General features: G+C 68.6%; 3 protein-coding genes. 1 reads left to right on the top strand and 2 read right to left on the bottom strand.

From position 1 onward, the window contains the following. Positions 1-1,310: 1,310 nt before the first annotated feature. Both ACFV1W_RS39445 and ACFV1W_RS39440 read right to left on the bottom strand, forming a co-directional pair. Positions 1,311-1,874 (bottom strand): DUF2637 domain-containing protein, encoded by a 564-nt coding sequence (locus tag ACFV1W_RS39445; RefSeq protein WP_380422272.1) that lies wholly within the window; start codon positions 1,872-1,874, stop codon positions 1,311-1,313. Between the two features lie 214 nt (positions 1,875-2,088). Next, positions 2,089-2,337: a hypothetical protein gene (locus ACFV1W_RS39440; protein ID WP_380422271.1), complete on the bottom strand. Its 249-nt coding sequence runs from the start codon at positions 2,335-2,337 to the stop codon at positions 2,089-2,091. 5,437 nt (positions 2,338-7,774) lie between these two features. On the opposite strand from ACFV1W_RS39440, the gene ACFV1W_RS39435 reads away from it, so the two are divergent. Continuing rightward, on the top strand, positions 7,775-8,080 hold the full coding sequence (locus ACFV1W_RS39435) for a hypothetical protein (protein WP_380422269.1): 306 nt from the start codon (positions 7,775-7,777) through the stop codon (positions 8,078-8,080). Positions 8,081-8,643: the final 563 nt, after the last annotated feature.

Here is an 8,643-nt window from a genome sequence, read left to right as displayed (position 1 = left end):
GGCGGGTACCGGAGCGTGATCAATCTGTGGGGTCCGCCCTCAAGGCGAAACCTGATCGGGGAGATCATGTCGCGTGAAGCGATTTCAACTGCCTGCTGCAGAACGGAGGTTCATCGAGTCGTACCTGCCGGTCGGCGAGCAGGCCCATACCCGGAGCGGCTGCCGCAGCAGTTCGAGGGCGTGATCCGGGGTTCAAGACCGGAGGGCAGTGGCGGCAGATGCCTGCGGAGTTCGGCGCGTGGTCGACCGAGACACCATGTGTCGCCAGCGTCTGGCAGTGGTCCGCGGCAGGGCATCTGGCAAGTCCGGCCCCGTCACTCAGCCGGGGCCGGCTCGCCGCCGGTGGATCGACGACTGCTAGAGCAGCCAGCCGAGGACGGCGACGATGTTGGCGAGCAGGTTCAGGATCATCGGTCTGGTTTCCTTTCGAATCGTGAATGGTTGCGGAGTCGGTGATCAGGCGGCCCCGCGTTCGGCTACGCCCTGCAGTGCACAGCATGCTTACCGTAGTCACCTATAAAGGGAAGACCACTCGAACGGGGGAAGGTTCACTCGATTGGTGCAACTGCAGCGATGGGCCTGGTCACGAGTGCCGGCGGCCTGGACGCGACACACAACTGCATCGCGCCCTGGATCCCCGCCCGTCGCTCGGGAAGAAGGCAGGCCCTGGTAGAGCGCCACGGCCGTGGCATGCTTCAGGGGTCGACACTGCTCGCTGCACAGGATCCGACCGGTCCGAGCGCCCCGCCCGACTCCAGGGCGACGCTTCTCCCTGGCTGTCCGTACACCGGCGGTGGCCGGTTCACGTGGACCGCCCGTCTCGACAGTTGCGGACGGCGGCGGTGCGGCGACTTTCACCGTCACGGAGCAGCTCGCGCGTTCGTGGTCCTCGTCGCTGATTTAGGGCGCGTCGTGCGGGGGCAGGGCGCCCCCGCCGGGGTTGCCGATTCCCGCGCCACATCTGTCGTGCACGCAATTCCTCCACCACGCGGTCGAGTTGTGGGACTGGTTTCGTTTGCAGCGCGTCGAAGGTGACCACGGTTCCGGCGAGGTCGAGCGGTGCGAGCACGGGTTTGAAGACGGTGACTCCGTTGGTCTTGGAGCCGAATTCTCGGGCTGGGCGATGACCTGCCCGCCTCCCGTCATGGCGGCGAGGAGGTGGACCTCGATGCGGGGAAGACCGGGGCAGCGGAGCCGTTGTGTTTCCGGGATGCCACGATCCGATGTTGCGGTTCCCTCCTCGACGGACGCCACCCTCCGATCGGAGATCCCGTTGCCCCTGTTGGCGGTGGTCCCGCGCCGGCCGCGATCTACCGCGATGCCCGGTGTGAGGGTTTCTGTCGGACATCATCCTGGGACACCTGCCTGGCCGCCAGCAGTTGGCGCACCATTTGTTGCAGGCACACCACGGCCGCCACCGGCGGAAGGCCCGCGACCACAGCCTCAGGCATCGTGCTGGGTGTGTCGACGATGCACAGGGCACTGGCGATACCGGCGAACACCAGGATGATCGTCCAGGAGTTCGCGACCTTGCGACCTCCCAGCGCGGCACGCAGGACGGAGAGAGAAGCGGCCATCCACGGCCCGTAGACGACGACCGGCCAGTACTGGGACAGGTTTCTGGGCAGCCGGGAAAGAGCCACGTTCTGCAGGGGGTGGTAGGAGATCGCCCATCCGAGGATGCACGCCACGGTGACGACCGCCGCAGTCAGGAATCCGATCAGGGATCCCATGACGTCGGCCCGGCGGCCTGCGGGGCGTGCTGTCCGTGAGCAGGGCTCCGGGCGGTCGGCGATCACCTGGGGAGGGAAGCCCGCGGCCGGCAGACCGATCTCCTGCATGAGGGCTTCCACTCCGACGGTGCGCGACTGCACGCTTGCGTCGGTCCACCCGTCCACGACCGGATAGGGCGTCTCCGGAGACGACTGGCCGACGGGGGGCCAGAGGGGATGGTTGTGTATGACCCCGTCATCGGGAGCGAATCCCGAGGCGTAGCGAGGGACGAAAGCGGTGTCCGTCGACTCGTACAAAGGGGCCCTCCTGTGTGCGTCATCGTGTATCGCGCTCGGCGGCGCCCTGATCAGGCGGCTATCCCTCTGAACGGGGCATCCGGATCGAGAATTCAAACTCAAGCTGACGCAGAATGCGGAAGAGCTCGGCCAGATTGCGTGAGCAGTGTCTCAGCACCACGCGCTCGCCGTCCTTCACGAGATACCCACTTTCTGCATCACCCATGACATTGATCCGGTCCGGGACGAATAGCCAGTTATCGCCGACATTGCAGATCCTGTCTGGCTCCAGGGGCAATGGAAGAGGTGATTCGGTCGTTGGACTCATGCCCCGAGAACGATGAGCCAATCGCCGGGAAACGTACGGCATCCGGGTGTCCTGAAATATGCCAGGCCGCCCGTGCTCAGCATTTTTACCCGGGATGCAGAACTCCTCGGGCCGAACGGGCGGTGGTCATTCGGCAGGCCTCGGGCAGGAGCGGTCGAAGCGGGCGCGGCCATCACCGCTCGCTGGTTTTCCCCTGCGCCCCGGCGGGACGGCTGCGGTCCCTGCCGGATGCTCTGCGATTCTCCCCAGCGGTGTGGCCGCCGTGGCGGCTGCCGGCCGTGGCCGGTCCCGGATGATGGCGGGGCGGCCGTTGTTGCTGTGGGGCGCGCGGTCATCCGATCAACGGAAGCTCAGGTTGCATGAGAAGCACCAGTTGCGCGTTTCCGTCCGGGTGGCTGGTGAGGGGAGCGTCCGATGCCGCATCATGACCGTCGGTGTGGTCGCTGAGGCGGCCGGCTCGGCTACGCCGCGTATCCGATCAACCGCCCGGTTTCCTGCGTCGGCGCGTAACTGACCGGTGTGGCATTGCGTCGCCGCTCCGTGGTCCTGGGCCGGTGCGGGGTGTCCCCGGCGGAAGTCCGCCAAGCCGGGGCGGTCGGGCCGCTCGGAACTTGCCGCCCGGGCCTCCGCAGGACGCCCGGACGGCGTGAGCGGGCCACTGCCTCTGGGCGGACACAGGGGCTTGAGGACGGACAAGGACTGAAAGGATTCAGACACGTTCCGTGATGGAAGGAGTACTCCGAGTGCAAACTCGGCTCGGTGATGAAGCAGCCGTCAGGACTCGTCTGAGTCCGGACGGCTATGCGGCGCAGTCGTTGCTGCGTCGCTGCTCCAGATCACTCGGGCCCCGGATGCGAACCGTCAGACGAAAACAGCCGCTCGTGTTCGCTTTCCGGAGTTCGCTCGACCCTCTTTTACCACGCCCCCTGGCGGGGAGGTGTGACATTCCTAGCGAGAAGGGAGGGCTCAGTCCGCACCACCGGACCTCACCACCCGACTAAGCACAGGCCTAAGGGTATCAACACCCTGCCCCGTCGCCGCCGAGCACATATCTGAGCCGACGACGGAATCCACTGCTGCCTCGACTCGACGGAACACTCGGGATCCTGCGAAGAATCTGCGTCCTGTCGAGCTGCGGCCTCCTCACGCGTCGTAAGTAGGCAACGCCATTTTGCATCACCGATTCAAAATCTGCCAGCACGCCCCTGCCTATGTTGCGTGCCGCCGCCGTGTCCGCCCGGGATCGGGCCACCGGGTCCTGAATGGACGAAGGCGACAGCCGTCTCTCCCGAGCCGTGAGACACGAGTGACCACTGCTCAACCGGGACTGGCGGGGAACAGTACCGCCCCGACGTCGAAACGGGCGGCGCCACGCCGCTCGGCCGATCCGGGCACTCACGGTCGGCCGGTCGGACCGGACCGACGAATGATCGCGCATCATGCGTCCGGCGGTGCCCCTTGAGCCGGGCGGGCACGGCCACCATGCTCCCGGAAACGGTCCGGGACTCCGGGTGCGTCCCAGGAGCGCCTGCGACCGGACGGTCCAGCATGCCCGCCACCCGATTCCCGGCAGCGTGGCTCAGTGACAGGGACTTGACGGGCGATCTGATCCGGGTCGTGACGCTGGTGCAGGACTACGGCTGGAAGTCGGGGTCATGCTTCGCCGCCGACGGGACCATCGGGCGTCAGCTGGGGCTGTCGCGGGGCGGCGTCAACCGGCTGATCGCCAAGGCAAAGGCCAAGAATCTGGTCCGCGCCTCCCGCAATCCTGCCACCCGGACCATGAACCGACGTGTCCGTCCCCTGGCCGACGGTGAGCTGGCCGTGTGCATCAGCTCACACGCCCGGACCCACCTGGCCGGTACCCGGTTCAAGGTCTACGCCTTCCTCTCCCTGCGGCAGCACTTTCCTGAACCGACTCCTGTCGGGCGAATTGCGCGCGAGTGCCGGATCAAGGAGGGAACGGCCCGCGACGCGGTGGCGGAACTCCTGGCCCAGGGCTGGGTCAGCAGAGGTCCCGGCGAGAGAAGGGTTTTCAGGTACGTCGTCCACCCCGTGCCCGTGCCCGTGCGAGTCCCGGACGGGCAGCCCGGGTCCCCGCCGAACGGAGCTGTTCCCGCACTCCTAGCCGTGCCCGGCGCCGCAGGCGACAACGGCGAGGTCTCCGGTAGAGCACCGGCTCCCCGTCGCGGCGCCTCGTTCGACGTCTGGCCGGGAGCCGCCGGTTCGGTCACAACGGCTCTCCCCGGTCCGGTGACATCGACCACCCCCGATTCGGTGGCAGAAACACGATCCTCCCAACACGACTTGCTGAACAAGCCGGCGGTCGCTGGCGGTTGGTTGTCCAACGAACCGCCCAACGCGCGCACGCGAGGCCGCGCGGCGGCAGCCATGTCGGAGACGGCGGGTACGGCGGGGCGCGGCGGATGGCGAGCGGACCGTGAGGCGATCCGGTTGCTGACCGACGAGCAGAGACGATGGGGACGACGCGCCGCTTCGTCGGCTCTCAGCCGACTGCCGAGTCAGCTGGCCGAGCGGCTGACCGGGCGACAACTCGACGTGTTCGCCTGGCACATCGTCGCAACGTTCGCAGACTACGGCACCTCTCCAGAAGCCCACGGTGAGGTGATCCTCCGGGCCCTCGAGTCCGCATGGGAGTTCGCGCGCCGTAGGGAACCGGTCGGCGCCGAGCCGTGGTCCTCCGTGATCTCCCCGCTCCCGTGGCTCATCAGGGTCGTCGACCGGGCAAGCGAAACGGTCACGGGGGCCAGGCCGGTCCGAGCTCCGGAGTGCGCACTGTGCCGTGGCCCGCTGATCGTCCGCGACACCGGGGATCCGAGCACCTGCTGTTCCTGCGGTCCCGCCGCTGCCGCTGCCGCGTGCCGCCGGCTTCAGGACCAGTGGGAGTCGTCCGCCAGCCGGTCGGACGTCCCGCCTGCCGAAGATGCCCGACCGGCGCAGCTCGCGCCCACCGCAGCTGGGCGCTGCGAACGGTCAGAAGCAGAAGGCGACGTGTCGGAAGGAACGCTCCTTCGCCGACGCCTCGCCGCTCGCCGGTTCGAACGGGAACGGGCCCGCGCGCGGCTCGGCGACGCTTCGCCCGTGGACCGCACCACCCCGACCGGTCCGCACCGGCAGGGCGCAGCCACACCCCTCCCTCGGGAGGACACCGGCCAAGGGCCCGCAGACCGGGCGGACCGAAGCACAACCGAGCCATGCGAGCACACGCCGGAGACCATAACCCCCGCTCCGCGCCGGGACCTCCGAGATCCCGATGCAGGCGGGACCACCGTGTTCGGGACGGCACGGCCGGAGCCGGGCAGACGCCCCCATGGGACGCGACCGGTGTCCGGGGCCAGCGGGGATCCGGCTCCCGGGTGCGAGCACGTACCAGCGGGACGGAGACAGCGGAGCGCCGGACAGTACGCCGCGGTCATCGCCGGATGCCCGCCCGGCGCGGGTGCCTTCCGGGGCGTGTCACGGGCAATGAGCCCGCTGCACTCTTCCGAGGCCCACGCGGCCACCAGACGTCGAAGTCCGTCCAAGACCGCTAGAGACGTGCCCCACCCGACGCCAACCAGACGGGGTCTCCGAGGCAACGGAGCGCCCGAGACCCGAGGCCGACCTCCACCTACTGGCATTGCGTCACCGTCTCGCCGGATCCGTCAAAGCCGCCGCGCACCGCTTCCGCGGTTGGAAAGCGCTCCACGATTCGGCCGGTCCACGTCGGCCCGAAATCTCCGGACCGCGTTCCCGGACCTCGCCCCTCGGCCTCCTTCCCTCCAACCGCTCCACTACGGGGACCGCCGCTCCGGCCGACAGGACCACTTCTCCGGCTCCCCCTCCGGGGCTGGGGAGCGGTGCGCTGCGAACACCTGGAGGACCACTGAATGCGCGGGCAGGTTTTCCGAGCGACGAGCCCCCGCACATGCAAAGTGCCTGGCCACAACGGGTTTCCGTGCCGATCCGCAGAACGGTTTGCTTTTTCCAGCCCACTGGGCTGTGCGGGTGAATCGTCCGACCAGGGCATTGCGGGTCTTCCGGCTCGACGGATAACTGGGTACATCCAGCCGGGTGGGTCACCCTCCTCCCCCGGGCGAGCAGCCGCTCCGCCGACGGCAGTTCCGGATCTGCCCGGACCACTGCAGAGGCGGGTTGCGGTGGTGAGTGCCCCGGCGAGGAATCGGATCCGTCGGCCGGTGCGACTTTGACGCGCACCGGCCGACAGTTACCTCTGCTTGTGGCGATCCCCCAAGCTCGCCCTCCCGCACATTCTGCGCGAGCGACACCCGTTCCCGCTTGCTCCATGGCCGGTCCCCGCCGAACCGGACCGCCCGGCCGACGCGTCGGCGGTCCGAGAGCGCCGGCTGCGCCGTACTCCCGGACGACGCGGCCTCCGCCGCCTGGTCCACGCCGGTCGGAGAGGATGCCCGGTCGGGCTTCGCCGCGTAGCCGGCCCGGCCTGCTCCTCCAGACGTGACCTGCACGATCGGAACGGCTGGTTTCGGTCAATGCTCGGAGGAATCCCGTGAGCGCTTCACCCGTCTCCGACCGGGAAATTCCCCAGTCGCGATGCCGCCCCGTCCTCCTTGAATGAAGAAAGGCAAAGTACGGCCCGTCATCGGCTGCTGGTTACCGAACTATTCCTACCGTCACACTAGATGCTGCATCACGTGAACGCGCCCCCTTTTTTGGAGCGGATCGCTCCCCCGTGGAATAACCTATTCCCGATCGGCTTTGCCGGTTCGCCGTCCGTTCGCCCGACTGCTCGTAAACCCCTGTGGGAGCCGGACGGAGCATGGCGCCTCCCCGGCCGGAGCGGCGCCACGAGCGGTGGAGAGTACATGCACCACGGGGAGTCTCCTGCCCGTCCGGGGCAACGGCCCCAGGCGCTCCGAATCCAGGGACGGCTCGGCGTGCGCACCGGGAACGGGCACCGGCTCATCCGCCGGAAAGCGAGAGGTTTGCAGGCCGCCACGGGTACGGGGGCGGACACCGCGCTGTCCGGCCCCGCGGTTCACCGAGGAGGAGAGTCCACTGACCACCGCACAGATCACGGGGCGGGCTACGGGAGGTCTCGGCCGATAACGTTCTGATCCGTACCGGGGTGCCGCGTGCTCGTGATCTCCGAGGCCGTCCGATTGCGTTCGACCGCTCCGGCGGAGCACGCCGGGTGGTGGAACCGGACAGCGGACCGGCTCCCGCCTGAGGGCCGTGATCGGGGAAGGACCTCCCGAGGCCGGGGCCGCGCCGTGCCGGCCGGCAACCCAGCGGGGCCCGGCCTCCTCGATAGGGGCGACTCGTCGAGCGGGAGGCGGCTCACGAGCGCCCCCACCATCGGCGGCCACAGGGCGGTCGCCCCGAGTTCCGACCAGGCGGGGCGGCGCGTGGAGCGTCGGGCCTCGGTCTTCCACTGCGAACATCGTTAGGAGAATCCATGTCCAGCTCGCGCAGGGTGAGCCGTGAGGTCGTTCAGAGCATCATCGACGCGGTGGCCCAGCTCGACCGCGACGCCTTGCGTCGGCTCGATCCCGAAGGACTCAGCGCACAGTTCGACGCGCGTTTCGAACTGGAAGACTACTTCCACGCGATGTGGGAGCACTTGACGGCGTGTGGTGAGCGCCCGGCCGTCCGTGTGGAGTACCAGCCGTTGGCCGCCCTCCTCGATCTGCTCACTGGACTGAGTGAGAATGTCATGTTCGTTGACAGCGTCGTGCACAAGGACGTGTTGCGGCAGCACTAGCTGTGACGGGCTCCTCCTGAGGCAGGCGCGGGGGCCTCGGCCGAAGGATCGACGCCCACTGGCAGTCCCCCGGAGACCTCGGTCGGAATGATGTCAGGACTCACCGACCGACAGACGGCTGGGGCGGACGGCGTTCGAATGCGGGAACTTCCACCGCGCGTCCCGTCCGTCGCCTGTCGCCTGTCGTGAGTCGATGACGCCACCCGGCTCCGGTCGGTGGCCGGCGGACTCTCACCCCGGTACGGGTTCGGCCGTGCTCGTCCCGGGGGCCTGAACCGCGGGCACCTGCACTGGAGTCGCCCATGCCCGGCACCGGAGCGGATCACCCTCCGACGGGAGCTGTCCCCGTCGGGGATTCCCGCTGGATTCACGGTGTGCAGTCCGGAAGCTCGTCGGCGTGACGGTGTTTCGCGACGCGGACGGCTGCTCACCGGGAAGCGGCTGAGCCGCTGGGTGGACGAACCAGTGGCTCCGGTCGTTTCCGTCCGATCCGGTCGGAATGCCCGGCCGCAGCTCGCCCTGGGCTGGGCCTTCCGGCGACCCGCCGGCCTGCTGACCGGACG

The sequence above is a fragment of the Kitasatospora sp. NPDC059648 genome (genome assembly GCF_042734825.1).
Lineage (GTDB): Bacteria > Actinomycetota > Actinomycetes > Streptomycetales > Streptomycetaceae > Kitasatospora.
This window is presented reverse-complemented; position numbering and strand designations above follow the sequence as displayed.